The organism is Rhodococcus sp. IEGM 1351 (assembly GCF_030056875.1).
Classification (GTDB): Bacteria; Actinomycetota; Actinomycetes; order Mycobacteriales; family Mycobacteriaceae; genus Rhodococcus_F; species Rhodococcus_F opacus.
In genome coordinates, this window is record NZ_JASHKU010000014.1 from 97,934 (window position 1) to 124,359 (window position 26,426).

Below are 26,426 nucleotides of genomic sequence, written 5' to 3' on the forward strand. Positions count from 1 at the left end.
CTACTGGCTCCCCACCTTGTCCGCCACTTGTCCCCGGACAGCGTCGAGGGCGGCCGCAATTCCGCTGGTGTCGGAACCGGAACCCTGTGCCATGTCGGCCTTTCCGCCTCCGCGGCCGCCGATCTTCGGACCGAATCCCTTCACGAGGTCGCCGGCCGCCACGCCGAGTTCCTGAGCCGCCTTGTTCACGGCCACCACGAACGGAACCTTGCCGTCGACGTCGCCGAGCAGCACGACCACGGCGGGCTGGGTGCCGAACCGGCCGCGGATGTCTGTGACGAGCCCACGCAGGTCGTTGCCGCCGACACCGGCCGGGGCGGAGTCCGCGACCAGCAGCACCGGCCCGACCCGCTGCGCCTTGTCGACGAACGTGCCCGCCGCGGCGAGAACCGCCTGCGCACGGGTCTGCTCGAGTTCCTTCTCCGCCACCCGAAGTCGCTCCACCAGCGCCTCGACGCGGGCAGGCACTTCTTCCGAGGGCACCTTCAGCGACGACGACAGACCGGCGAGGAGCGCGCGCTCCTTGGCCAGGTAACGGTACGAATCGAGCCCGACGTAGGCCTCGACGCGGCGCACACCGGAACCGACGGACTGCTCACCGAGCAGTGTGACGTTGCCGATCTGCGAGGAGCTGCCCACGTGAGTTCCACCACACAGCTCCATCGAGAACGGTCCGCCGATCTCGACTACCCGCACCTCGTCGCCGTAGTTCTCGCCGAACAGCGCCATCGCGCCCATCGACTTCGCCTTGTCGAGGTCGGTGACGAATGTGTTCACCGAGTAGTCGGCGGCCACCGCCTCGTTCGCGACGACCTCGATGTCCTGCTTCTGCGCTTCCGTCAGCGCGCCCTGCCAGGAGAAGTCGAAACGCAGGTAGCCCGGCTTGTTCAGCGAGCCGGCCTGAACCGCGTTGGGGCCGAGGACCTGTCGCAGCGCGGCGTGCACCATGTGCGTGCCGGAGTGCCCCTGGGTGGCACCCTTGCGCCACGCGGCGTCGACCTGCGCGAGCACGACGTCGCCCTCGGTGAGCTGACCCTCCTGCACGGTCACCTTGTGGACCCACAGCTTCTTGGCGATCTTCTGGACATCGTTGACCTTCACCCGCAGTCCCGGGCCGGTGAGGGTACCGAGGTCGGCGATCTGTCCACCCGCCTCCGCGTACAGGGGGCTGCGGTCGAGGATGACCTCGACGTCCTGGCCGGCCGTCGCGACGGGGACCCGCTGCCCCTGCGAGATCAGCGCGAGAACGTGTGCCTCGGAGACCAATTCGTGGAATCCGGTGAACTCGGTGGGTCCGCGGTCGAGGAGTTCCTTGTAGACGGTCAGGTCGGCGTGCGCGTGCTTACGGGCCTGGGCGTCGTCCTTCGCGCGCTGCCGCTGTTCCGCCATCAGCGTGCGGAAGCCCTCCTCGTCGACGGTCAGGCCGGCTTCGGCGGCCATCTCCAGGGTCAGGTCGATCGGGAAACCGTACGTGTCGTGGAGCGCGAACGCCTGGTCGCCGCCGATCGTCGACTTGCCGGACGCCTTCACCGACTCGGCGGCGCCTTCGAACAGCTTCGAGCCGGACGTGAGGGTCTTGAGGAACGCGGTCTCCTCCCCCACCGCGACCGTCTCGATGCGGCCGAAGTCGGTGTCGAGGACGGGGTACGACGGTGCCATCGTGTCGCGGACGACGGTGATGAACTCACGCATGCTGGGCTTGTCGGCGCCGAGCAGCTTCGCGGACCGGACGATGCGCCGCAGCAGGCGGCGCAGGACGTAGCCGCGCCCGTCGTTGCCGGGGTTCACGCCGTCGGCGATGAGCATCGCGGCGGTGCGCGCGTGGTCGGCGATGACCCGGAAGCGCACGTCGTCGTCGTGGACGGCGCCGTACTTGCGGCCCGACAGTTCCTCGGCCTTCGCGATGACCGGGCGCACGAGGTCGGTCTCGTACACGTTGTCGACGCCCTGGAGCAGGAACGCGACGCGTTCGACGCCCATGCCGGTGTCGATGTTCTGCTTCGGCAGCGGGCCGAGGATCTCGAAGTTGTCCTTGCTGATGCCGAGGCCACGCTCGTTCTGCATGAACACGAGATTCCAGATCTCGATGTAGCGGTCCTCGTCGGCCTCCGGGCCGCCTTCCTTGCCGTACTCGGGGCCGCGGTCGTAGTAGATCTCCGAGCACGGGCCGCAGGGGCCGGGAATGCCCATGGACCAGTAGTTGTCGGCCATGCCGCGGCGCTGGATTCGCGATTCGGGAACGCCGACCTCGTCGCGCCAGATGTCGCGGGCCTCGTCGTCGTCGAGGTAGACCGTCACCCAGATGCGCTCGGGATCGAAGCCGTAACCCCCGTCGGCGACGCTCGAGGTCAGCAGCGACCACGCGTGCTTGATCGCGTCGCGCTTGAAGTAGTCGCCGAACGAGAAGTTGCCTGCCATCTGGAAGAACGTGTTGTGCCGTGTGGTGATGCCCACATTCTCGATGTCGAGGGTGCGCACACACTTCTGGACACTGGTCGCCCTCGGGTACGGCGGCGTCTGCTGGCCGAGGAAGAACGGCACGAACTGCACCATCCCGGCGTTGACGAACAGCAGGTTCGGATCGTCGAGAATCAGCGAGGCGCTGGGTACCTCGGTGTGGCCTGCCTTGACGAAATGGTCGAGGAAGCGCCGGCGAATCTCGTGGGTCTGCACGTCAGTGATCCTTATTGTCTGTCTCGAGGGCAACGATGGGTCGAACTACAGGGTCGAACCGGGGTCCAGCCGCTGGGGTGCGGTCGCCGGGCAGCCGGGCACACCCGGCGGTTCGGCCACATTCAGCTTAACCGGCCACCCTGACGGTTCGTGCCGCGGACGATGGCGCGCAACTTGTCCACGCGCCCCGCGATGTCCCGCTCACCGCCGTGAGTGGTGGGCTGGTAGTAGTCGACACCGACCAGCTCGTCCGGCGGATACTGCTGCGCCAGTACCCCGTCGGGGTGGTCGTGGGGATAGCGGTACCCGACGGCGTTGCCGAGTTTCGCCGCCCCCGCGTAGTGGCCGTCGCGCAGATGCGGCGGGACGAGTCCGGCGTTTCCGGCGGCGACGTCCGCCATCGCGGCGCCGAGCGCGGCGATGACGGCCCCCGATTTGGGAGCGGTCGCGAGGTGGATCGTGGCCTGCGCGAGGGCCAGGCGGGCCTCGGGCATACCGATCAGCTGCACCGCCTGCGCCGCGGCGGTCGCCGTCTGCAACGCGGTGGGGTCGGCCATCCCGATGTCCTCGCTGGCATGGACCACCAAGCGCCTCGCGATGAAGCGGGGGTCCTCGCCCGCGGTCAGCATCCGCGCCAGGTAGTGCAGGGCGGCGTCGACGTCCGAGCCGCGGATCGACTTGATGAACGCGCTGATCACGTCGTAGTGCTGATCGCCGTCGCGGTCGTAGCGGACGGCCGCCTTGTCGACGCTCGCCTCCACGGTCGCGAGGTCCAGCAGCACCGGACGGTCCGCGTCACCGGCCTGGTCGAGCGCAGCACCCGCCGCCGCCTCGAGCGCGGTGAGCGCCCGGCGGGCGTCGCCGGCCGCGAGGCGCACCAGATGATCCATCGCGTCACCCGCGATCTCGATCTCCCCGCCGAGACCCCGCTCGTCGGTGCGGGCCCGCTCCAGGAGGTTCTCGATGTCGTCCGCCGTCAGCGACTGCAGTTGCAGGACGAGCGAGCGGGACAGCAGCGGGGACACCACGGAGAACGAGGGGTTTTCGGTGGTGGCGGCCACGAGCAGCACTATCCGGTTCTCCACCGCCGCCAGCAGGGCGTCCTGCTGGGTCTTGGAGAAGCGGTGCACCTCGTCGATGAACAGCACCGTCTGCTCGCCCGCGAGGAGGCGGCGGCGGGCCAGTTCGATGACGCCGCGCACTTCCTTCACCCCGGCGGACAGCGCGGACAGCGCCTCGAAGCGGCGGCCGGTGGCCCCCGAGATCAGCGACGCCAGCGTGGTCTTGCCCGTGCCGGGCGGACCGTACAGGAGGACGGACGCGGCCCCCGACCCCTCCACGAGGCGTCGCAGCGGCGCACCGGGGCCCAGGAGATGCTGCTGCCCGACCACCTCGCCGAGCGTGCGGGGACGCATGCGCACGGCCAGCGGTGCGTGGTGGTCGACCGACACCGGACCGGGAACCGATCGCGGGGCCGCCGCCTCGTCGGGCTGCGCCGTCTCGAACAGGCCTGCCGCCTCGTCCTCGCCGACATCCGAACCGAAAAGATCGCTCACAAGTTCGACGCTACTGGAACCGCACCGTCCGACCCAGTCCGGCCGGACCGCGGGTCAGCCGACGGACAGTCCCCGGATCTTGTCGGCGATGACGCGGGCATGGTGGGCGACCACCGTGTTCCCGGCGTGATCCGCCGAACGCGCCAGCTTGTCCCAGCGCTGGGTCAGCGCCTCGGACCGCGGCACGGACAGGTGGTGCTCGCGGACGGCGGCGATCCGCGTGTGGTTCTCCGGCAGGAACAGGTAGGTGCTGAGCCACACCCAGATCAGTTGCGCCTCGACCATGCGGGCGGCGAGCACGTTGTCGTCGGCGAGCGCGGGCCACATCCCCACGACCTCCGCGCGCCAGGCCTCGATCATCGCCTGTGTCCGGTCCTCGGACAGGTCGATGCTGCACAGGCAGCCGGGGAACGAGACCAACGCGTACGCGATGTCGAGCATGGCGTCGCGGAAACCGCCCCACTCGTAGTCGAGGAACCGCACGCCCTCGTCGTTGACGATGATGTTGTCCGGGCACAGGTCGGACGGGCTGAACGCCCGGAACCGGCCGCTCTCGAACAGCTTCGCGGCACGCGCCACCTGATCGGTCAGATCCGGCGAGACGTCGACGCGGAGGATCTCGGACAGCAGGCCGGGCACGGCGGGCACCGCACGCTCCACCTGCTCGGCCACGGTGTCGTCGCAGTGCGCCACCTCGGCGCGGCGCAGCAGCGCGGTGAAGTCCTCCTCGCGGCCCACGGTGGCTGCGTGCATGCGCCCAAGTGCCTGGGCCATGGCCATCAAGGTGTTCGTGACGGTGTCGGAGTCGGAGTGCTCGAGGAGGGCGCTGATCGGGGTGGCGTCCCCGAGGTCGCTGAGCACGAGGAGCCGGGCGTCGAGGTCGGAGGCGAGCAGTTCGGCTCCGGGGCGGCTGTCCGTCGCCAGCGCCGTGGCGAACTGGTACGAGACGGCCTCCCGGAGGAAGGCGCTGCGGCTGTCGCCGGTGAGATCGTCGGGATCGACGGCCCGCGCGCCGGACACCCCGGACTCCTCACGGACCTGCTTGATCACCAACGTCCGCGGCAGGGAGAACGGATTCTCCGCCACGCGCACACGAAGCACGATGGTGCGGCCACTACCGCCGAGATCCACGGGATCCACCAGTGTCACGGGTGCCCCTGTGCGACGGGTGAGCAGCTTCTCGGCTGCGGCAACTACCTCTGAAACGGGGTCTGCCAGTATTGCAGTCATCGCGGACCAACTTACCTGCTAGTGACACGGATCATCGAGTCCTCCACCGGAAGCCCGGATGAATTTCAGCATTTCGGCTGATCCGGCGCGAGCACTTCGATCGGCGCCACGTCAACCGACACCGCAATGGTGCTGTTTCGTGCCTCTGTGTATATGACACCCCGCAGCGGCGGCACGTCAGCGTAGTCCCGACCCCACGCGACCACGGTGTACCGCTCGTCGACCAGCTGGTCGTTGGTGGGGTCGAAGGCGAGCCACCGGTCCCCCGGCATCCACACGGCCGCCCAGGCGTGGGTCGCGTCGACGCCGATCATCCGTTCCTTGCCGGGCGGCGGCTGCGTCGCCAGATAACCGGACACGTACCGGGCCGCGAGTCCGCGCGACCGCAGGCAGGCGATGGCGAGCCGGGCGAAGTCCTGGCACACCCCCGACCGCTTCTCCAGCACCTCCGCGACACGCGTGGAGATCGACGTCGAGCCCGACTTGTACTGGAAGTCGCGGTGGATGCGAGTGGTGAGATCGACCACCGCGTCGACGAGGGGCCGTTCCGGCGGGAAACTCGGCGCCGCGTACTCGCGGACCGCATCGCTGATCTCGGGGGGTTCGAGGTCCAGCACGAACTGCTGCGCCATCGCCCCCTCGGTTCCCACGGGGCGGGACAACTCCCACGGCGCGTTCGCGGGTGCGGCGGCGAGCCTGGTCTTGTCCGGACCGTACACCTCGATCTCGGACTCGGCCGCCACGACCAGTTCCTCGTGCGGCGTGCTCACCTGGAAGTACAGGTCCCGGTTGCCGTAGACGTCGGACCCGGTGGAGCGGTCCGCGGGCACCGGTGAGATGTCGACGATCGAACTCACGCACCGCTGTTCCTCGGTGTCACGGGGCAGGAGGTAACCCCGGCCGTACGACGAGGACACCGGCCCCGAGTACGTGTACGTGGTGCGGTGGGTGATCTTGTATCGGCGCAGCACCGGCCGTTCCGCTACCTCGTCCGTACGGGGCGACGCGTCGGTCATGCGGGAACCCCTCCCTGCGAGGCGCTCCACGTCGTCCCGCTGCCCCACAGCGGCTGGGTGCCGCCCGGCAGCGACAGCTGACCTTTCAGCATCACGTCGGACAGTTCGCTCAGCAGTGCGCGCATCGTGGTCGTCAGCCCACCCAGCTCCTTCCGGGACCCGTTCGCGTCCACCGATTCGAGTCGAGCGGGGTCGACGCGTCGCACGGTATTGACCATGTCCTCGACGAGCCGCTCCGCACGCGACGCACCCGAGGCGTCCGGCAGTGCGGCCAGATTCGCACGGAGCGCCTCGAGCTGGAACGCCAGCGACCGCGGGTTCTTCACGTCGAACAGCAGCAACTCGGCCACGGCGGCCGGGCGGATGCTCCGATTGCGGCGGCGGTAGACGACGGAACTCTCGGTGGCGACGAGAAGCGATTCGATCACCGCCCGCTCGGTCGCCGGATCCGTCTTCCGTCGCAGCGTGGACTCCACCAGCGCGATCAGGGTGGATGCCCGTTCGATCCGTTTGCCGATGTCCATGACGTGCCAGCCGGTGTCCCGAACCAGTGATTCCGCAGCGACTCCCGACAGGGCGAGCATCCCGCCGAGCACCGCGGACTGCGCCTCGAACAGCACGGACCCGTCGTCGACCGTGTCGGCGGCGACCTGTCCGAGCGCGCGTTCGACGGAACTGAGGACGGCCCAGATGTCGTTCGACAATTGCCCGCGCACGGCCCGCGCGGCCTGCTCGACGCCGCGGACCGCGTGCGCGAGCGACCCGTCCCGGTCGGGGTCGATCGTCAGCGAACGGAATTCCGAGCGCACCCGTCGCTGGTCGGCGGCCGGATCCGAGCCGGAGTCGGCGCCGTGACCGGGCCCCTCCGGGCGTTTCCCGGCGTCGGCGACCCGCAGGACCGTGTCCAGCAGGATCGGGAGGCTTCCCCCGCCCGCGAGCCACGGTCGCAGGCGGTAGTCGCGGTACTTCTCGCCGACGGCGGTCATCAGGCGCGCCGCACCCTCGGCGCGCTCGGCGAACCGGCCCATCCAGAACAGTTCGGTCAGTGCGCGCGGCGACGTCATCAGATCGGACGTCGTCGCCGCATACGTGGGCAGGGCTTCCCCGTCCCGGTCGGCGCCGTCCCCCGGATCGGTGGACGCGGTGCGCTGGGCCAGCCGGATCCAGACGTCTTTCGCACCGGCGTGGCGCCGGTCCCCGCGCTCGGCCCCGGGAACCAGGGACGTCCCGAGACCTCCGGCCATCGGAGTGAATCCCACCTGCTGCGCGACACCGAACAGCCGCATCCCGACCGGTGCGAGGAAGACGTCCCCGGATCCGTCGGCCGCGGGCGCATACGAGGGGTCCGGCACGATCTGCCCGACCCACCGCTCGGGTTCGGCCCGCACCCGGTCCAGCAGGGTGTCCCGGTCGGCGTCACCGAGCTCGGCGGGCACGATCGGCGAACCCCCGTGCACCGCACGCAGCACCATCGACGAGGCATTCGCGAGGATGTGCGACAGCTCCGACCGGTCGCCACCCCAGAAACTCGGCACGGACGGCAGCAGCAGGTCCTCGTCGAAGAGACGACGGCACAGGTCCGGGAGCAGCCGGGTGAGGGCCGGGTTCTCGAGGATTCCGCTGCCGAGGGGGTTGACGACGGTCACCGCTCCCCGGCGCAGCACCTCGACGAGCCCGACCACGCCGGACCGGGAGTCGGGGCGCAGGTCGAGCGGGTCGGCGAGGTCGGCGTCCACCCGCCGGACGATGACGTCGACACGTTCCAGATTGCCGAGGGAGCGCATCCACACGTGGCCGTCGCGGACGACCAGGTCTGCGCTCTCCACGAGCGGGAAGCCGAGGACTGTCGCGAGATACGCCTGATCGAATGCCGCCTCGGACCGGGTACGGGGGCTGAGGACCACGACCAGGGGGTCCTCGGTGCCCGCGGGGGCGGCATCGATCGCCGCGAGCCGCATCGACTGGGCGAACGAGGACAGCGGGCGCGGGCCCACCGTCTCGTAGATGCCGGGCATCGCCCTGGCGACGACGCGGCGGTCCGCCATCGCGTAGCCGGCGCCTGCCGGGGACTGCGTGTGGTCGCGCAGCGCGTGGAAGGTGCCGTCCGCCCCGCGGCCGACGTCGAGTCCGTGCAGGAACAGTTGATGGCGGCCCGGCACCGTGATGCCGTGCGCCGCACGGACGTAACCCGGGTGCCCGAACACCGTGCGGGCCGGCACGGCGCCGCTCCGGACGAGCGCCATCGGTCCGTACAGATCGGCGAGGACCGCGTCGAGGAGGCGGGAGCGCTGCACGAAGCCCGCCGCGAGCTGCTCCCACTCCTCGGCCGCGACGATCAGCGGGACCGCGTCGATCTCCCACCGCGGCGGCGCGGTCGGGGCGTCCGACCCGTCGAGGGGGTTGTAGGTGATCCCGTGATTGTCGACGAGAAGCCGGATGCGGGACTGCAGGCGGCGGACGGAGTCCGGCCCGCCGCCGGTGAAGTCCTGCGCCAACTCCGCCCACGGTTCCCGGACGTCGCCGCCGTCGTCGAAGAGTTCGTCGTAGCCCGCGCCGTCGTGCGGTGAGACGATCATCAGGCCCTCCGCCTCTGTGCCGGCGAGCGCTCTTTCCGTGCCTGTTCGAGGAGCCGGCGCGGATCGCCGCCGCTGCGCAATCGCAGTGCCAGAACCAGAACGCCTGCAATCACGATGCCCACCATGTTGACGCCGAGTTGGAGCGCCGCCAGCGCCGCGACGCGCCATTCGCCCACGGTGACCGCGACGACGGCGAATCCCGCCGCGGGAACGGTGGTGACCGAGATGAAGACCCCGACGAGTGCCGCCGACTTCGCGGACACGAGCGCGAGCATGCCGGCCGCGCCGGCGAGGAGCGCGACGATCAGTGAGAGCGGTCCGACCCGGTAGATGAAATCGACCTGGTCGAGGGACTCGATGCTCTCGAACTCCATCCAGCCGACCCGCTCCATCAGCAGCGTCGCGACCAGCGTCGCCACCATCGCGAACGGGAAACCGAAGAGCAGGGCGATCAGCGACCGCCGGGCCAGACCGAGCTTGCGCCTCATCAGCGCGACGGCGAGTGCGGCGAGCGGACCGAACTCCGGCCCCACCACCATGGCCCCGACGACAGTGATCGGCGAGTCGGTCACCACCCCCACCGCGGCCAGCAGGCAGGCGATGGTGAGGAACGCGAGGAACGTGCCGTTGAGGGTCGACTCCTCGCGCGTCCGGCTGACCAGTTCCTCCCACACGACGCTGTCCGCGGGATCACCCGGAGCCGCCTTCTCCGCGTCGTGTGCGGATTTCGACAGCACCGTGTCGACGGGCTCCACCGTGATCGCACCGGTGCGGTCGATTCCCAGGGCCTCGAGCGCGTCGATCACGTCGTTCGCGGCCTCGCGGGCCACGTCGGTCTGGATCGCGTCACCGGCGGGGTCGATCGCGGCGGCGCGCAGCACCACCACGTGGGTGGCGCCAGGCTCCGCGGCGAGCACACCGAGGACGTCCTCGGTGCGCTCGGCCGGACAGATCACTCGCAGGTGCAACATGGTGTCCCCCGGCTGTTCCGCATCGTCCGGTCAATCGAGTCCCGCCGGCAGATCGCGCCGGCGGGCCCGCCTACTTGGCTGCGGGTGCGTCGAGCTTGGCCGCCGCGGCCTCGCCCTTCGGCTCCGGCTTGGCGTCCACCCCGGACTCCTTGCGCTGCTGCGCGGTGATCGGAGCCGGAGCACTGGTCAGGGGATCGACGCCGCCGCCCGACTTCGGGAACGCGATGACCTCACGGATCGAGTCGACACCGGCCAGCAGGGCGGTGATGCGGTCCCAGCCGAACGCGATGCCGCCGTGCGGCGGGGCGCCGAACGCGAACGCGTCGAGCAGAAAGCCGAACTTCTCCTCGGCCTCCTCGTGGGAGATGCCCATCACCTTGAACACTCGCTCCTGAATGTCCTTGCGGTGGATACGGATACTGCCGCCACCGATCTCGTTGCCGTTGCAGACGATGTCGTAGGCGTACGCCAGCGCGGAACCCGGGTCGGTGTCGAACGTGTCGAAAGACTCCGGCTTGGGCGAGGTGAACGCGTGGTGCACCGCCGTCCAGGCGCTGTAGCCGAGCGCGACGTCGCCGCTCGCGGTGGCGTCCGCGGTCGGCTCGAACAGCGGTGCGTCGACGATCCACACGAACGCCCACGCGTCCGGGTCGATGAGGTTCTGCTTGCGGGCGATCTCGCCACGCGCGGCGCCGAGCAGCGCACGGGACGACTTGGTGGCGCCGGCGGCGAAGAAGATGCAGTCGCCCGGCTTCGCGCCGACGTGCGCGGCGAGCCCCTCGCGTTCGGCGTCGGTGAGGTTCTTGGCCACCGGTCCGCCGAGCGTGCCGTCCTCGCCGACGAGCACGTACGCCAGGCCCTTGGCCCCGCGCTGCTTCGCCCATTCCTGCCAGGCGTCGAGCTGCTTACGCGGCTGGCTCGCACCGCCGGGCATGACCACAGCGCCGACGTATTCCTGCTGGAAGACCCGGAACGTGGTGTCCTTGAAGAACTCGGCGCACTCCACCAGTTCGACACCGAAACGCAGGTCCGGCTTGTCGGAGCCGTAGCGTCGCATCGCCTCCGCGTAGGTCATCCGCGCGATCGGCGTCTTGATCTCGTGCCCGACCAGCTTCCACAGCGACGACAGCACCTCCTCGGCGAGGAGGATGACGTCGTCCTGGTTGACGAAGCTCATCTCGATGTCGAGCTGAGTGAACTCGGGCTGGCGGTCCGCGCGGAAGTCCTCGTCGCGGTAGCAGCGCGCGATCTGGTAGTAGCGCTCGATGCCACCGACCATGAGCAGCTGCTTGAACAGCTGCGGGCTCTGCGGCAACGCGTAGAAGCTGCCCGGCTGCAGTCGCGCGGGAACCAGGAAGTCGCGGGCGCCCTCCGGCGTCGACCGCGTCAACGTGGGTGTCTCGACCTCGACGAACTCGTGATGCGCGAGCACGGCGCGCGCCGCGGCGTTGACCTTGGACCGCAACCGGATGGCGTGACCGGGTCCCTCACGGCGCAGGTCCAGGTAGCGGTACTTCAGGCGCGCTTCCTCACCGGCCTGATCGTCCAGCTGGAACGGCAGCGGCGCGCTCTCGTTGAGGACCTCGAGATCGGTGACGTTGACCTCGATGGCTCCGGTGGGGATCTCGAAGTTCTGGTTGCCCTCGGGACGCACCTCGACCACACCGGTCACCTTGACGCAGTACTCCGCGCGCAGACGGTGAGCCTGCTCGGCGGCGGCGCCCTCCCGGAACACCACCTGGGAGACACCCGACGCGTCACGTAGATCGATGAAGATCACCCCGCCGTGATCACGACGCCTGGCAACCCAACCGGTGAGGGTTACGGTCTGCTGGGCCTGCTCGGCTCGCAATGAACCGGCGAGATGTGTGCGCAGCACGGGATTCCTTTCGAAACATGGGGCAAGCTACTTCGTTGGCTGAGATCCTACGGAGACACCGTGCGTGAGCGGAAACGCATACCCGCTTCACGTGCGAGGCTCGATCGGCACGCACCGGAAAACTCACGAGAAAGCGACGACACATGACCTTCAACGAGGGTGCCCGAATGGACTCCGGCCGGGTGTCGGTCGGGGGCGGGGGCGGCGGTGGTCTCGGCGGCAAGTTCGCGATGGGCGGCGGCGCCGGCGGTCTGATCGTGCTGGTCCTCGCACTGCTCCTCGGCGGCGATCCCGGCTCGCTGCTCGGCGGCCTCAGCGGCACCACCGATTCCGCCGGCCAGAATTCCGGCGCCGGCCTCGCCGGATGCGAGACCGGCGCGGACGCCAACCGCGACGTGAACTGCCGGGTGGTGTTCACCGCAGGCAGTCTCGACTCCGTGTGGCAGCAGGAACTCGCGCCACAGACCGGCACGGCGTACGTGCCGCCGGAGGTCGTGCTGTTCTCCGGTTCGGTCAACACCGGCTGCGGCAACGCCACCAGCGAGGTCGGACCGTTCTACTGCCCGGCGGACTCGACGGCGTACTTCGACACCAGCTTCTTCCAGCTCCTCGTCGACCGCTTCGGGTCCAGCGGCGGACCGCTGGCACAGGAGTACGTCGTGGCGCACGAGTTCGGCCATCACATCCAGAACCAGCTCGGCGACATCGGGCGGGCGCAGGCCGACCCGCGGGGCGCCGACTCGGCCGCGGTGCGAACCGAGTTGCAGGCCGACTGCTACGCGGGCGTGTGGGCCCACTACGCCGATACCCTCCCCGGCCCCGACGGTGGGCCGCCGTTCCTGAACCCCCTCACCGACACCGATATCGACGACGCCCTCTCCGCCGCCTCGTCGGTCGGTGACGACCGGATCCAGCAGTCCGCGGGCGCTCGGGTGAATCCGGAGGGCTGGACGCACGGCTCCTCGGAGCAGCGCCAGAAGTGGTTCGCCACCGGGTACCGGACGGGTCAGGTCCAGGCCTGCGACACCTATTCGGCACGCGATCTGAACACTCCGCCGGCGCTGCGCTGACCACTTGCATCACCGACAATTATATTTGTCTTGACAGAATTTACTGTCGGTGCGAGAGTTGACGCATGTTGGACGTAGCAGTGATCGATCAAGCGGGCGCCGCCGAGATCTCCCTGGACCCGGTCCGGGCACGGCTGCTGGCGGCGCTGGCCGAACCCGGTTCGGCGAGTTCCATCGCCGCGACGGTCGGATTGACGCGACAGAAGGCCAACTACCACCTGCGGGCGCTCGAGGAGCACGGCCTCGTCGAACTCGTCGAGGAACGCAAGAAGGGCAACGTCACCGAACGGGTCTTCCAGGCCACCGCGGCGTCGTACGTCATCTCCCCCGCTGCGTTCGCCGCCCTCGCCCCCGATCCCGACCGGTCGCCGGACCAACTGTCGGCCCGCTGGCTGGTGGCACTGGCCGCGCGCCTGGTGCGTGAGGTCGGCGAGCTGATCGCCGGTGCCACGGCGGCGCGTCAGCCGCTGGCCACCTACGCGATCGACAGCGACATCCGGTTCGCGTCCGCGGCCGACCGGTCCGCCTTCGCCGACGAACTCGGCGAGTCCGTGAAGCACCTGGTGGCCCGATACCACGACGAGAACGCCCCGAACGGCCGCAGACACCGACTCGTCGTCGCACTGCACCCCAGCCTGAAAACACCGTCCGAGCAAGCGAAGTCACCCGACAACCGCCACGAGGAGAGCTAGCCATGTCCGAGAACTTCGAGATTCGCCGCGAGGTCGTCCTGAACGCCACCCCGGAAGAGGTGTTCGCCGCCGTCACCAGCGGCACCGGCGGGTGGATGTTCCCCTCCGAACTCGATCCCGGCGTCGGCAGCGAGGGACCGGACGACCCGACCGTCGTCGCGTGGGAGCCGCCGCAGAAGTTCGCCGTGCGCCAGGAAGGTCCCGACGGCTGGTTCAACGCCCTCGAATACCTCATCGAGGCCCGCGACGGCGGAACCGCGGCGCTGCGCTACGTCCACAGCGGCATCTTCACCGACGACTGGGACGCGCAGTACGACGGCGCCGACAAGCACACCACGTTCTACCTTCACAGCCTCTGCCAGTACGTCCAGTACTTCGCAGGCCGGGCGGCCACCTACATCACGACCGGCGGCCCGGATACGTCCACCGGTCCCGGCGCAATGGCCACCCTCCGCGGCGCGCTCGGCCTGACCGACACCTCGACCACCGGCGACACCGTGTCCGTCGACGTCCCCGGTTTCGGCACCGTCGACGGCGTCGTCGACTACCTGACGCCGCATTTCATCGGCATCCGGACCGCCGATGCGCTGTACCGGTTCTACGGCCGGAACGCGTTCGGCGGGACGGTCGACGCGGCGCACCACCTGTTCGCCGCGGGTGCCGACCAGGAGAAGTCGCAGGACGCGTGGCAGTCCTGGCTGGACAACGTGTTCGCCTGAACCCGCGGCAACGACGCTCAGGACGCGGTGAACTCGCCCCGACCCGGAATGTTCGGGGTGCTGGTGGTGATCTCGATGCCGACCCGGCCCGGCCCCGGATCGAAGTACACGGCTGTCGGTGCGCCCGGACCGTCCCATCCGCTCAACGCCCACTGCTTCGTTCCGGAGGCGCCGGTGTCGAGGTTGCGCCAGTGCAGGGTTCCGTCGACCAGGCAGACCCGGGAGGTGCCCACGAAGTACGTCTTCAACAGAACGTAGTTCGGCCCGTGCGGCTCCGGGTAGTCGGACGACGCCTGGGCGTCGATCCGCCCTCCGCACACGCTGATGTCGCCAGGGCTCAGACCGTGGCCGATCGTGTAGGTGGGGGTCAGGGTCGCCGTATCCGCCGCGGCGGCGGCCGGTGCACCGAGCAGTGCGGCCGCGGCGAGCGAACCCACCACCGCCGATCGGACAACCAGATTTCCCACAGGCATGGCGCTCCTCGGTCGTTGTGCGTCGGGCGAACCCCTCTCCCCTTGTCTCCGGGAATGCGGGGAGCGTTACTCGTCCGCTTGGCTAGTGTCGACGCAGGAACATCGGTTGACTTCGAGGAGTTTCCATGTCGTTCACGGACGAAGAGATCGCCTACCTGCGGTCGCAGCCGATCGCCCGCGTCGCCACCGTGGGCGCAGACGGGCAACCCGACGTGGTTCCCCTCGCGTTCGAGTTCGACGGAACGGACTTCTGGGTGGGAGGTTCCGGACCGTCCGTCACCGGTACCCGCAAGTTCCGGAACATCCGGGCCGGGAACGACAAGGTGTCGCTGGTCGTCGACGACCTGGTGTCGTTCGAGCCGTTCGTCGCGCGATCCATCCGGGTCTACGGCACGGCCGATCAGCCGGTGGAGCGGGACGGAATGGTCGGTCCCGGTCTCTACGTGCGCATCGCACCGACCATCTCGTGGAGCTGGAACATGGCGGGAGAACCTGCCGGCGCCGAATGGTACGAGCCGAGGCGGACCGTTCACGTCAGAACAGAGTGAGCGCCGGTCCGGGACGACCGACACCGACCGGTTCACCGCGATCGGACTCGACGGCCTCGGTGCGCCCGGCCTCCCGATGGTTCGCCCCGCCGCCCAGACCGTACCGGTCGACGAGTGGGTCGACTCGCTGCTTCAGCCACGACTTGTATTCGGGCGGAACGTAGGCCGCCCGCCCGTACAACTGCCGGTATTGACGGACGAGCGCGGGATGCTCCGTCGACAGCCAGTTCATGAACCAGCCTTTGGTGCTGCCCCGCAGGTGCATCGGGAAGACGGTCACACCCGAGGCGCCGGCGTCGGCGATCGATTCGAGTAGACCGTCCAGATGCCGTACCGAATCGGTCAGGAAGGGAATGACGGGGGCCACCATCACATTGCAGGGCAGTCCGGCGTCGGTGATCGCCCGGATCAGATCGAGGCGCGCCTTCGGCGAGGGTGTGCCCGGCTCGATCGACTTCTGGAGGTCGGGATCGTGGATCGCCAGCGACACGCCGATGCTCACCGGCACTTGCTGGGCTGCGAGCGTCAGCAGCGGGAGGTCGCGCCGCAGCAACGTCCCCTTGGTGAGTATCGAGAACGGAGTGGCGGATTCGGCCAGCGCCCGAATGATGCCGGGCATCAGACGGTACCGGCCCTCCGCTCGCTGATAGGGATCGGTGTTGGTGCCGAGAGCGACGTGTTCCCGCTTCCAAGACCTACGCCCCAGTTCCTTGCGCAGCACCGCCGCGACGTTGGTCTTCACGACGATCTGACTGTCGAAATCGCGGCCCGCGTCGAGGTCGAGGTATTCGTGGGTGGGCCGTGCGAAGCAGTAGCGACACGAGTGTGAGCATCCGCGAAAAGCGTTGACAGTGAAGCGGAAAGGCAGTTGCGACTCCTCGGGCATCTTGTTCAGCGCGCTCTTGCAGAGCACCTCGTGGAAGGTGATGCCGTCGAACTCGGGCGTCTGCACGCTGCGCACGAGCCCGGCGCGCTCCAGCCCCGGCAATGCACCGTCGTCGGCGTCGACCGCTTGCCCATCCCACCTCATGGGTACATGCGAACATTTGTTCTAACCGGTGTCAAGACTTCGACCCGCGAGGAGACCGGACCGTCGAGTACGACCGCGCTGGTGAGCGCCGGATCGGCGCTTGCGACAATGTCGCTCATGTCGAACAGAAACAACGTCTCGTCCGGTTCCGAGTGGGAAGCCAAGATCGGCTATTCCCGAGCCGTGCGGATCGGTCAGCTCGTGTCCGTGTCAGGCACCACAGCCTCAGGCCCCGACGGTCCCGTCGGTGGAGACGATCTCGGAGAACAGACCCGGGAGGCACTGCGCCGAATCGAGGCAGCACTCACCGAGGCCGGCGCGAGCACGACCGATGTCATCCGCACCCGCATGTACCTCACCGACATGAGCCGGTGGGAAGAGGCCGGCATCGCTCACGGCGAGGTCTTCGGCGAAATCCGTCCCGCCACCACGATCCTGGAGGTCAGCGCGTTGATCGCCCCCGGCCTGCTCATCGAGATCGAGGCCGACGCCGTCATCCGCGACTGACCCACTCGGAGGCGGCCCCTCACCCAGCGCTCACGCCGCACGCAACAGCGTGATCAGCACCGTCTCGACTTCCGACCGGGCGGCACCATAGCGGGTCCGAGGACGAGGAGGTGGGGCCGCCCGGGGCTTCGCACCAGGCGGCCCCCGATGCTTTCGAGGAACACCGGCTTCCCCAAGGAAGTAACACCGAGGGCCGAGCACGGGCCACCATCAGCGAGCTCGGGTTTCGGGCAGTGCAGATCCCGTATCTCCCGAACGCGACGACTGGTGTGTGAGGTAGTCGCAAGGTGCGGTCTTCCGTCGCCGTGGCACGTGGGTCAGCTCAGGCCCATCCACTGCCGTTGCATTCGATCAGCGCGTACCGCGCCATTCGTCCAGAAATGGGCACGTACCAACCCGGCCGCATCACCGCTCGCGAAATGAGCGCGCATCTGTGGTGGCCCGAGGATCACGCATGGTGCGTGGCGATCGCCATCGACCTCATGACGACCTGCCTCTGTGCGTCAGCGGACTGCGTCGAGGCCGTCTCTCCGCCCCTGAACTTGAAGCACTCCCCGCCAACTCCCGATCAGAATGCCAACGGACACGTCAGACTCCTTGTAGGCGGTCAGTTCGCTCCGGTTGGGCGGACACGGTTTCTCCGGATCAGGGGACACGAGAATTCCGGGTCGGCGGCCGCGAAACAGCTGATTGACACGCTGGCGTAAATACCGGGCGGGGTTCCTTCGCCCGAGTTGGCTTGGTTTGCCGCGCAAACCAACCGACCGAAGGAACCCCATGACCAAGTGTGCCAGGGAAGTGATGGAGATCTTGGAAGCCTACGACCTGACTCAGTGTGCGCATTCGGCGGCGCAGCTGGTCGGGTGCGACGAGAAGACGGTGGCCCGGTATGTCGAGCTCCGCGACGCCGGCCGCGACCCGGCCGAGCGTGCGCGCCGCGCACGCTCGATCGACCCCTTCCTCGGGAAGATCGAGGAGCTGGTGGAGGCCTCACAGGGCCGGATCCGGGCGGACGTGGTGCACGACAAGCTCACCGCGATGGGCTTCGACGGCACCGACCGCACCACCCGCCGCGCGGTCGCCGAGCTCAAGGCGACCTACCGGGCCGGGCACCGCCGGAAGTATCGGCCCTGGATTCCGGAGCCGGGGATGTGGCTGCAGTTCGATTGGGGCGAAGGCCCGCGGGTCGGTGGCCGGCGAACCCAACTGTTCTGCGCATGGTTGTCGTGGTCGAGGTTTCGGGTCGTGGTGCCGGCGTGGGACCAGCAGCTCCCGACGCTGATCGCCTGCCTGGACACCACGCTGCGCCGAATCGGTCGGGCACCGACGTATCTGCTGACCGACAATCCCCGAACCGTCACGATGGACCGGATCGCCGGCGTCCCCGTCCGCCACCCCGACATCGTCTCCGCAGGAAGGCATTACGGCTGCGTCGTGCACACGTGCGAACCGTTCGACCCGGAATCGAAGGGCGGCGCCGAGCACACGGTCAAGATCGCGAAGGCCGATCTCGTCCCGACCGAGGCGAACCTGCTCGAGGAATACCCGAGTTTCGCCGAGCTCGTCGACGCATGTGAGCGGTGGTGCGAGAAGGTCAACGCCCGCCCGCACCGCGCCGTCGGGGCCGCCCCGGCCGAGCGGTTGGCCACCGAACTCGGCCGGCTGCACGTGCTGCCCGAGGATCCGCATCTGCTTGCCCTCGGTGAGGAGCGCCTCGTCGGCTTCGACCAGACCGTCAGCTGGGGCAACGTGCGGTACTCGACCCCGGACGGGCACCAAGGGACGAAGGTGTGGTGCCGGGTCACCGGCGACGAATTGGTGATCGTCGCCCGCACCGGAGGCGGTGTCGCGGAGATCGCCCGCCACCGACTGTCCACCCCGGGGAACCCAAGAATCGTCGCCGCGCACTATCCGCATCACCCCGACGACGGATCGGTGCTGCGCCTGCCCAAACCCCGCCCGCGCACCGCGGCCGAGATCGACTTCCTCGCCCTCGGCGAGGGCGCACACCGCTGGCTGACCGAGGCCGCCGCCGGAGGGGTCGTCCGGATCCGGTACAAGATGGCCAGGGCAGTCGAATTCGCCCACGTCCTCGACGCCGGACGGGTCGATCAGGCATTGGCCGTGGCCGCGGCGGCGGGCCGGTTCGGCGACGGGGATCTCGCCTCGATCCTCGACCACCTTGCCGCCGCCGCACAGCCCGGACCTGTGGTTGTGGCCGACGAAACCCACTCCACGCAACCCGGCACCGCCGGATGGGGCCGGGTGGGCGCATGAACAGCAATTCGGCGCCGCCCCTCCCGGACGAGCTGGCCAAGATCTGCACCCGCATGCGGCTGCCGTATCTGCGCAAGGCCGCCCCCGACGTGCTCGCGACCGCCCGGGCCCAACGCTGGGACCCGGCCGAGGTGGTGCGGGTGCTGCTGCAAGAGGAAGTCGTCGGCCGGGACGCCGCCACCCGGCGGATGCGCCGCAAGAACGCGAAATTCCCGACCGGCAAGACGTTCTCGTCGTGGCGCCCGGAGGAGTCCTCGATTCCCGAGGCCACCCAGAACGCGCTCACCACGCTCGAATGGGTGCATCGCCGGGAGAACCTGGCCGTGTCCGGAGCGTCCGGGACGGGGAAGAGTCATTTCGTCGAAGCGCTCGCGCACGCCGCGATCGAGGCCGACCTGCGGGTGCTGTGGTTCACCCTCGAAACCCTCACCCAGACGGTGAACAAGGCGAAGGCCGACGGGTCGGTCGCCCGCACGGTGGCGAAGGTCTGCTCCTGCGATCTCGTGGTGGTCGATGACATCGGCATGCTGCCCGCCGGGCAGGACGCCGCCGAGGCGTTCTACCGCATCGTCGACGCCGCATACGAGCGCCGCTCGGTCGCCGTGACGTCGAACATTCACCCGTCTGGATTCGACACGATCATGCCGAAGACCCTGGCCACCGCTACTGTCGATCGGCTCCTGCACCACGCCCACGTCATCGTGACCAAGGGCGATTCACACCGCCTCGCCGACGCCCTCGCCGGCAAGGGCGTGCACCCACTCGACTAACGACGCGGACCAACGGCACCGACCGCCACCGGTCTTCAACGACCACACATCCGGAATTTTGACGTCCACAGATCCGGAGATCTCATGTCCGCCCGCCCGGACTTCCTCGTGTCCGTTGACACAGAAGACAACGTGGGACAGCGACACCGTCAGCCCGGTGCCCGGAAGCCCATCATCGGGAGTCTGACCTCTGTCGTGGTCACACCGGTCCACCCGCATGTGGATCGACGACTGTCTGGGCGCGTCGTCGACAGACACCGGTGAGGAATGTGCAGTCGGTGTGCGGACTTTCGGTCGCCACGCAATGAGGTGTCAGCACGATGGATCCCGGCCCCGGCGCACCGGGTGACCGTTGTCGGTTCTGCGTCAACCCACCCGGTTGCGGCCCAGCATCCAGGTGTTGACAGTTTCGCCATCGCCGCCTCGGGTTCGGGGGAATCGCTCGGCGCCGTCCCGTTGGTCACCTCGTCGACACCGCCAATCATCGGCGGTGTCGGCCCCCGACCACCCCCGGACGAGTCGTTTCCGCCGAGTCGACCAGCACGGCGATCGCCGAGACTCGCCGTATCGAACGGCGTCGGTGAACTGCAACGCGTGGCGCATCGTGGCCGGATGCTGAATCTCGTCGTACCACGCGCCTAGGTATGACTAGGTGAATGTCGGTGTTCTCCGATCGTCTCGCCGACGACTCTGGAGAGAGAACCCGCCGCGCCGGCGGTGATGCGTGGCCGCCCATGCCGCCTGGACCGCGTACGCAGCGAAAGGACTCTCCATGCCCACTGACACCGCTGCCGCAGACGGACGGGACCCTTCGGACAACGCGCGGGCACCGCAACTGTCCGCCGCGGCAACACTCCTGGCCGAGCACTATGGCTGCAGCCGGGATGCCGCCTTTGATGCTCTCCTCGACATTGCCCGCCGCAACCACGCCAGCGTGGCCAACGCGGCCGAGCACGTCCTGTCCAGGCCATCGGCCGTTGACGGCCGGAGAGAGCAGCAGGAACCTCGCATTGCGGTCCCTCCGCAACGTGCGGCGCCCACGACGCCGGCGGTGTTCGAATGAACACGATGCCGCATCCTCCGCCCCTCGACGATTCCCCCACGCGCAGGGACAACGTCACACGCGATTCCGGTGACTGGCAGGCACGTGCCGCGTGCCGTGGTAACGATCTGGCAGTGTTCTTCTCACCCGACGCTGAACGCGGCCACGCCCGCAACCGGCGCGAAGCACAGGCCCGGCAGATTTGCCTGCCCTGCCCCGTGCTCGAACAGTGCCGCGATCACGCACTCGCGGTGGGTGAACCCTATGGTGTGTGGGGTGGCATGACGGAAACGGACCGACGAAGGCACACCAAGCGACTCCACCGCGGTGAGCGCCGACCACTCGGCTCCCAGCACCCCACCCGTGACCGACCGTCCCGCGAATACGACGCTCGGCATTGACTCTTCGGCCGTAGACCGTTCGGAGACCTGTGGGACGTCGCGGACGGCGATCTGCTATCCGTCTCCGGCGCGGACTACTCGACCTCCGGGTCGTTCGGACCCCACCGATTCCTGCTCGTCGATCCGGACACCGCCGGCACGCTGTACGTGACCGCCTACGCCGACGGCGCCGTGTATGCCGTCACCGGCGCACCGGGCGGTGCACCCGCCGCTGTGCTCACCTGACCGGCTACTGCCGAGGGGCCAGTGCGTCCATCCTCGATCTCCTCCGTCTGTTCTGGTACCCATCCCCACGGATCGAGGAGTCACCATGACCAACCCCAATGAGTTCGAAAACCCGTCGACGGATCGGACGGACGCAACCCCTCAGGCTGCGGCGCCCACGTGTTGCAGCACCGAACGACAAGCCACCTGCTGCGATCACAGTGAGAAGTCGACGTGCTGCGGTCCGGCGGCGACGGCGGGCGGCGGATGCGGCTGCCAGTAGCCGTTAGTTCGGCAACAACGGCGGTGCGGTGCGAGCGAAGATGGGCTCGCACCGCACCGCCGTCTGTATGTGATGGCGGTGCGATCGCTGTCAGCAGAGCCGATGCTCCGGTCTACCGGCCATCCGTGGGTGTGGCTCCGCAGGCGCAGGATCCGCTGCGAGGCTGGTAGTCGTGCACGTGACCGGTCCGGTCCTGGCTGATCTGACAGCAGGCGTGCAATTGGGACTGGAGGGCAGCGCGGCCGCGTTGGACCCGGGATTTCATCCCGGACACCGAGATCCCGGCCTCCCCGGCGGCCGCGGCGTGGGTTCGGGCGTCGAGGTCGACCATCTTCACCGCCGCGGCCTGCTCGGCGGGCAGCCTCGAGAGCATCGGTACCAGGCAGGAGGCGAGTTCCTTCTCCGCCGTCTCGTCGGCGTCCGGTTCGCCGTCGAGGGGGTTGTCGGGGACGGTATCGACCGCCAGCTCGCGGCGATGGGGCGCGGACCGGTAGTAGTCGGTGATCGCGTTGCGGGTGATCGCATACATCCAGCCGAGGAGGCGGTCCTGCTCGCGCAGGTTGTCCAGGCTCTTGGCCATCCGCAGGAACACGATCGACAGAATGTCGTCGGCGTCCTCGGGACGCGAGACCCGGCGGGCGATGAAGGCCCGCAAGTCGCTCGAGAAGCGGCGCCAGAGCTGGTCGAGATCCGCTGGTGTCGTCGCGGTGGTGGCCGTGTCCTCGTTCATGATCTGTGGTTCCTCTCCGTCTTACAGGATCCTCGCCCCGAGGCGCGGTGGCGACCCCTCGGGTCAGGGTCCTTCCAGAGGTTCGGACGACAGTGACCGCGATCGGACGCAGTGCGTCCGAATCCGAAGTTCCTCGTCTGTATGGGTGTCGATGTCGATTCCGGGTTCTCCGGTTCGACGTACCAGTAGAAGCGCGGTGAGGAGGTGAGAGCGATGCTGACCACACATCTGTTGTCGGGTCTGACCAGCGAAGAGGTCGATCTGATCGTGGCGGAGGAACTGCATCTGCTCGACGCCGCCGCATGAGCGCCGTCGACGCCCGCACCGGGCGCATCCGCTGACCACAGCGCTCTCCCAGCCTCTACCCCACTCCACCGGGGTAGGGGCCAGAAGAGTGCCCGGCTCCGGACCAGGAGGGCACACACCAAACCCGCCCTGCCCCTCCCGTTGCGGGATGGGCAGGGCGGGTTCGTCGTTCAGCGGGTGCGTGCCGACCGAACCAGGCGGGTCAGCACGGGCACGGCGGTCACCACCGCCCACAACCCGATCGCCGCGACCAGGGCTGCGGCGGTGTCGCCGGCGGTGGCGGTGCCGAGGACGTGGCCGCGTAGGGCGTCGGTGGCGTGCGCGACCGGATTCACCGTGGCCATGGCTTGCATCCAGCCGGGCATGGTCTCGATCGGCGCGAACGCACTCGAGACGAACATCAGCGGCATCATCACCATCATCCCGGCGAACTGGACGACGTCCGGGCGGCGGAGCCGGTCCCCGATCAGCCCGAACAGGGCGCTCATCGCCCCAGCCAGCACCACCAGCACGATGACCGCGGCGACGGCATCACCTGCAGTGCCGTGGAACTCGAAACCCAAAGCCACGGCGGCGATTCCGAGCAACGCAGCCCGGGCGAGGGTGAAGACGGCCTCGTTGATCGTGCGGGCCACCCCCGGCAACGCCGCCCGCATCGGCAGGGCAGCGAAGCGGTCGTGCACACCGTTGGTGTGATCGATCGCGGCGGAGACTCCGGCGTTGGTGCCGGCCATCACGGTGGAGACGGCGAGCATCGCCGGAGTGAGGAAGACGATGTAACTGACCCCGGCCGGAAAGCCGGGTCCGGCCGCGACGCTGCGGAACACCTGGCTGAACAGCACCAGCATCGCCATCGGCATGGTCAGCGAGAACATCAACAGCTGCGGAACACGCGAGCTGGTGCGCAGGTTCCGGACGGTGAGCGCGGCGAGCTGGTCCCCGATCGGGGACCGCTCGGCCGTGGTGCGAATGGTGGTCATTTGTGGGCTCCGGCGCTGTGGGCGAGGTGGGTGAAGACGTCGTCGAGGCTCGGGGAAGCTACGTCCAGGTCGGTGACCTCGATGCCGCGGTCGTGCAGGTCGGCGACCAGCGCGATCGCGGCGGGGGCGTCGTCGACGGTGACCGACGCCCGAACCCGGTTGTCGTCGACCCGGTCGGTGTCCGGGATGAACGGCAGCGCGGCGAGCTGATGGGCGGGAACGGTCGCGCTAACGACCTTGCCGCCGACGATCCGTTTCAGATCGGTCGGGGTGCCGCGGGCGGCGACCCGGCCCCGGCTGAGGACCACGATGTGGTCGGCGAGCCGGTCCGCTTCCTCGAGGTACTGGGTGGTGAGCACGACCGTGGTGCCCGCCTCGGTGAGCTCGTCCACGACGTCCCACAGCCCGGCGCGGGCGAGGGGGTCCAGGCCCGTGGTCGGCTCGTCCAGGAAAAGCACCGACGGGGATCCGACGAGACTGGCGGCCAGATCGATCCGGCGGCGCGAGCCCCCGGAGAGTTCCCCGACCCGCCGAGCCGCGTACTCGTCCAGACCGAGCCGGTCGATCAACGCGTCGGCCCGCGCTCGGGCGGTGCGCCGCAGCCCGGTCAGGCGGCCGATCAGCTCCAGATTCTCCCGGGCGGTGAGGAATTCGTCGAGCCCGGCGTATTGGCCGGTCACCCCGATCCGGCGACGGACCTCGGTAGCGTCGGCGACAACGTCCAGGCCCTCGATCTGCACGCGGCCGATGGTGGGACGCACCAGGGTGGTGAGGGTGCGGATCAGGGTGGTCTTGCCGGCACCGTTATGGCCGAGCACCCCGAGCGTGGTCCCGGCGGCGGCCACCAGGTCGACGCCGTCGAGAGCCCACGTTGTGCCGTAGGCGACGTGCACATCTTCGATCACGACGGCCGGGGCGCTCATCGCACACCCCCGAACCGGTAAGGGGCGGGGCGGGTAATCGGGTGGGTGGTCATCGGAAGTTCCTCTCGGAAGGTGTGCTCCCACCCGGTGGTGAGTGAGAGTCCGCTTCTTCAGACGAACCAACTTCGAGTTGGACGCACCTGCCACAGAACTAGGCGCCGGTATTGCGGGATGCCCGGTGAGCGGCCGGAGACGGGACGGAGCCCCGTTCGATCAGCCGCGGCACCGGGCGCGGTCAGGCAGGCACCCCGGCGCCACCGCAGACGCCGGTCTCGGGCAACGTGAGTTCGACGCGGGCGGCGGCGTCGTGGTCGCCGGCCAGGGCGGCGGCGATGCTGCGGACCTGCTCGTACCCGGTCATCGCCAGGAACGTCGGGGCGCGGCCGTAGCTTTTCATCCCGACCAGGAACACATTCGGCTCCGGATGGGACAGTTCGGCGACCCCGTGCGGGTAGACGGTGCCGCAGGAGTGCACGTTCGGGTCGATCAGCGGCGCCAACTCGACCGGGGCCTGCAGCACCGGATCCAGGCCGAGGCGGATTTCCGAGAGCCAGGACAGGTCGGGCCGGAATCCGGTGAGCACCACCACCTGATCGACGTCCTCGATGCGGGCGCCGGTGTCGGAGATCAACGCCACCCGGCCGCTGTCGCCGTCGGGTTCGATGGTGGCGGTGCGGAACCCGGGAACCACCGTCAGCAGTCCTTCGTCGACCGCCCGCTTGGCGCGTAGGCCGAGGGCGCCGCGGGCGGGCAGCTCGTCGTCGTCGCCGCCGCCGAAGGTGGAGCCGACGTCGCCGCGGCGCAGCACCCAGCTGATCCGGGTGCCCGGGGCCTGCTGCTCCAGATCGGCCAGCGCCACGATCGCGGTGAGCGCGGAGTGGCCGCTGCCGGCGATCACGATGTGCTTGCTCGCGTACCGGTCCCGCACGTCGGGGTCGTCGACGTCCGGGACCCGGTACTCGATGACCTCGGTGGCGGCGCGCTCGCCGAGCGCGGGCAGGCCTTCACCACCGAGCGGATTGGGGGTGCCCCATGTGCCGGAAGCGTCGATGACAGCCTGCGCGAGGACGCGGTCCTCGGTGCCGTCGGCGCGACGGATGTGCACGGACAGGGGTTCGGTGTCGCGGCCGGCGTCGACGACCCGGTCCCGGCCGCGGCGGGCCACGCCGATCACCTCGGTGCCCAGCTGCACGATGTCGCCGAGGGCGGCGGCGAGGGGTTGCACATAGTTGTCGGTCCAGTCCTGGCCGGTCGGGTACGCGTCGTCGTCAGGGGCGGTCCAGTCGGTGGTGTCGAGCAGGCGGCGGGCGGCCGGGTCGATCAGCTCAGCCCAACTGGAGAACAGCCGCACGTGGTTCCACTCGGAGATCGCCGCACCGGCCGCGAGACCGCGTTCGAAGACCAGCGGGGTCAGGCCGCGCTCACACAGCTGCGCCGCGGCAGCGAGGCCGATCGGTCCGCCGCCGACGACGACTACGGGCAAGGTGCTCATCTCGATCATCCTTCCATCGATGTTCATCGATCCTCTGACCCCAGAGAGTATCGATTCGTGTCGATGAAGGCAACCATC

General features: G+C 69.0%; 22 protein-coding genes. 9 read left to right on the forward strand and 13 right to left on the reverse strand.

Annotated elements, in window-relative coordinates; translation table 11 throughout:
* From alaS to aspS, 7 genes are all read right to left on the reverse strand, one after another.
* Positions 1–2,673, reverse strand: a complete 2,673-nt coding sequence (alaS, locus tag QM806_RS23975; protein WP_005573023.1) for an alanine--tRNA ligase — start codon at positions 2,671–2,673, stop codon at positions 1–3.
* A gap of 122 nt (positions 2,674–2,795) precedes the next feature.
* Positions 2,796–4,229 carry a replication-associated recombination protein A gene (locus QM806_RS23980; RefSeq protein WP_283293083.1) on the reverse strand — a complete coding sequence of 478 codons (1,434 nt, stop codon included), beginning with the start codon at positions 4,227–4,229 and terminating at the stop codon, positions 2,796–2,798.
* Positions 4,230–4,283: 54 nt separating this feature from the next.
* Positions 4,284–5,459: a phosphotransferase family protein gene (locus tag QM806_RS23985; protein ID WP_043793408.1), complete on the reverse strand. Its 1,176-nt coding sequence runs from the start codon at positions 5,457–5,459 to the stop codon at positions 4,284–4,286.
* Between the two features lie 65 nt (positions 5,460–5,524).
* A complete protein-coding gene (locus QM806_RS23990) occupies positions 5,525–6,475 on the reverse strand; it encodes a transglutaminase family protein (RefSeq protein ID WP_054247870.1) in 951 nt (316 codons plus the stop codon).
* Positions 6,472–9,051: a circularly permuted type 2 ATP-grasp protein gene (locus QM806_RS23995; protein WP_054247871.1), complete on the reverse strand. Its 2,580-nt coding sequence runs from the start codon at positions 9,049–9,051 to the stop codon at positions 6,472–6,474. Before QM806_RS23995 ends, QM806_RS23990 begins: the two co-directional genes overlap by 4 nt.
* Positions 9,051–10,022, reverse strand: coding sequence for a DUF389 domain-containing protein (locus tag QM806_RS24000; protein WP_005574240.1), 972 nt, complete (start codon positions 10,020–10,022; stop codon positions 9,051–9,053). The genes QM806_RS23995 and QM806_RS24000 overlap by 1 nt, the downstream gene beginning before the upstream one ends.
* Positions 10,023–10,092: 70 nt before the next feature.
* The gene (gene aspS / locus QM806_RS24005; RefSeq protein ID WP_005574242.1) at positions 10,093–11,901 is read right to left on the reverse strand and encodes an aspartate--tRNA ligase; all 1,809 of its coding nucleotides are present in this window, start codon (positions 11,899–11,901) and stop codon (positions 10,093–10,095) included.
* Positions 11,902–12,044: 143 nt separating this feature from the next.
* On the opposite strand from aspS, the gene ypfJ reads away from it, so the two are divergent.
* The 3 genes from ypfJ (at position 12,045) to QM806_RS24020 (ending at position 14,382) form a co-directional block, all read left to right on the forward strand.
* Positions 12,045–12,971 carry a KPN_02809 family neutral zinc metallopeptidase gene (gene ypfJ / locus QM806_RS24010; RefSeq protein WP_005574245.1) on the forward strand — a complete coding sequence of 309 codons (927 nt, stop codon included), beginning with the start codon at positions 12,045–12,047 and terminating at the stop codon, positions 12,969–12,971.
* A gap of 65 nt (positions 12,972–13,036) precedes the next feature.
* On the forward strand, positions 13,037–13,663 hold the full coding sequence (locus tag QM806_RS24015; RefSeq protein ID WP_005262343.1) for an ArsR/SmtB family transcription factor: 627 nt from the start codon (positions 13,037–13,039) through the stop codon (positions 13,661–13,663).
* 2 nt (positions 13,664–13,665) lie between these two features.
* Positions 13,666–14,382, forward strand: a complete 717-nt coding sequence (locus QM806_RS24020) for an SRPBCC family protein (RefSeq protein ID WP_005574247.1) — start codon at positions 13,666–13,668, stop codon at positions 14,380–14,382.
* A 17-nt stretch (positions 14,383–14,399) separates the two neighbouring features.
* On the opposite strand, the gene QM806_RS24025 is transcribed toward QM806_RS24020, so the two are convergent.
* Entirely contained in the window at positions 14,400–14,855 is a 456-nt protein-coding gene (locus QM806_RS24025) for a hypothetical protein (protein WP_043793763.1), read from the reverse strand.
* A 125-nt stretch (positions 14,856–14,980) separates the two neighbouring features.
* On the opposite strand from QM806_RS24025, the gene QM806_RS24030 reads away from it, so the two are divergent.
* The gene (locus QM806_RS24030) at positions 14,981–15,403 is read left to right on the forward strand and encodes a PPOX class F420-dependent oxidoreductase (RefSeq protein ID WP_005574251.1); all 423 of its coding nucleotides are present in this window, start codon (positions 14,981–14,983) and stop codon (positions 15,401–15,403) included.
* Here QM806_RS24030 and QM806_RS24035 read toward each other — a convergent pair.
* Positions 15,390–16,433 (reverse strand): Rv2578c family radical SAM protein, encoded by a 1,044-nt coding sequence (locus QM806_RS24035; RefSeq protein ID WP_005574252.1) that lies wholly within the window; start codon positions 16,431–16,433, stop codon positions 15,390–15,392. The two genes, QM806_RS24030 and QM806_RS24035, sit on opposite strands and share 14 nt — an antisense overlap.
* 108 nt (positions 16,434–16,541) lie before the next feature.
* On the opposite strand from QM806_RS24035, the gene QM806_RS24040 reads away from it, so the two are divergent.
* The 5 genes from QM806_RS24040 (at position 16,542) to QM806_RS24060 (ending at position 21,430) form a co-directional block, all read left to right on the forward strand.
* Positions 16,542–16,940 carry a RidA family protein gene (locus tag QM806_RS24040; protein WP_005574254.1) on the forward strand — a complete coding sequence of 133 codons (399 nt, stop codon included), beginning with the start codon at positions 16,542–16,544 and terminating at the stop codon, positions 16,938–16,940.
* A 777-nt stretch (positions 16,941–17,717) separates the two neighbouring features.
* Positions 17,718–19,217, forward strand: coding sequence for an IS21 family transposase (gene istA / locus QM806_RS24045; protein ID WP_283293090.1), 1,500 nt, complete (start codon positions 17,718–17,720; stop codon positions 19,215–19,217).
* Positions 19,214–19,987, forward strand: a complete 774-nt coding sequence (gene istB, locus QM806_RS24050) for an IS21-like element helper ATPase IstB (protein WP_029537648.1) — start codon at positions 19,214–19,216, stop codon at positions 19,985–19,987. The genes istA and istB overlap by 4 nt, the downstream gene beginning before the upstream one ends.
* A 772-nt stretch (positions 19,988–20,759) precedes the next feature.
* Positions 20,760–21,050, forward strand: a complete 291-nt coding sequence (locus QM806_RS24055) for an ANTAR domain-containing protein (protein WP_005262351.1) — start codon at positions 20,760–20,762, stop codon at positions 21,048–21,050.
* A gap of 5 nt (positions 21,051–21,055) precedes the next feature.
* Positions 21,056–21,430: a WhiB family transcriptional regulator gene (locus QM806_RS24060; RefSeq protein WP_005574257.1), complete on the forward strand. Its 375-nt coding sequence runs from the start codon at positions 21,056–21,058 to the stop codon at positions 21,428–21,430.
* 599 nt (positions 21,431–22,029) lie between these two features.
* Here QM806_RS24060 and QM806_RS24065 read toward each other — a convergent pair.
* The 4 genes from QM806_RS24065 to QM806_RS24080 all read right to left on the reverse strand — a co-directional run bounded on the left by QM806_RS24065 (position 22,030) and on the right by QM806_RS24080 (position 26,348).
* Positions 22,030–22,647, reverse strand: coding sequence for a sigma-70 family RNA polymerase sigma factor (locus tag QM806_RS24065; RefSeq protein WP_005574258.1), 618 nt, complete (start codon positions 22,645–22,647; stop codon positions 22,030–22,032).
* 476 nt (positions 22,648–23,123) lie between these two features.
* Positions 23,124–23,933, reverse strand: coding sequence for an ABC transporter permease (locus tag QM806_RS24070; protein WP_005574260.1), 810 nt, complete (start codon positions 23,931–23,933; stop codon positions 23,124–23,126).
* Positions 23,930–24,856 (reverse strand): ATP-binding cassette domain-containing protein, encoded by a 927-nt coding sequence (locus QM806_RS24075; protein WP_054247873.1) that lies wholly within the window; start codon positions 24,854–24,856, stop codon positions 23,930–23,932. Before QM806_RS24075 ends, QM806_RS24070 begins: the two co-directional genes overlap by 4 nt.
* Positions 24,857–25,091: 235 nt before the next feature.
* Positions 25,092–26,348, reverse strand: a complete 1,257-nt coding sequence (locus tag QM806_RS24080; protein ID WP_052024008.1) for an NAD(P)-binding domain-containing protein — start codon at positions 26,346–26,348, stop codon at positions 25,092–25,094.
* Positions 26,349–26,426: the final 78 nt, after the last annotated feature.